Source organism: Mesorhizobium sp. M3A.F.Ca.ET.175.01.1.1, assembly GCF_004791945.1.
Lineage (GTDB): Bacteria > Pseudomonadota > Alphaproteobacteria > Rhizobiales > Rhizobiaceae > Mesorhizobium.
The window spans coordinates 1-297 of sequence record NZ_SRTP01000342.1 but is presented as its reverse complement, the minus strand read 5'-3'; the positions used below and the strand labels follow the sequence as shown (position 1 = coordinate 297).

1 pseudogene is annotated in these 297 nt (G+C 69.7%); it reads left to right on the top strand.

What is annotated here, in order from left to right:
* Positions 1–297: pseudogene (locus EN818_RS31910) on the top strand (two-component sensor histidine kinase); the annotation flags it as partial.

Genomic DNA, 297 nt, shown 5'->3' with positions numbered 1-297 from the left:
CGCGCCTATGCCGACAACGCGCGCGTCTTCCTGGAGCGCAAGCAGACGGCGCCGGCCGAGGAAAACCTCGGCGCCATTGCCGCGCTGACGGAGCGCATCGGCTCGATCACCGAAGAGCTGAAAGCCTTCGCCCGCAAGGGCCGCACCGCGGCCGAGCCGGTCGAATTGCGCGGCGTCATCGAAGGCGCGGTCGTATTGCTCAGAAGCCGCTTCGCTGGCCGGCTGGAGGCGCTGGCGATCACGCTGCCGCCGCCGGCGCTGAAAGTAATGGGCAGCCGGCTGCGGCTGGAACAGGTG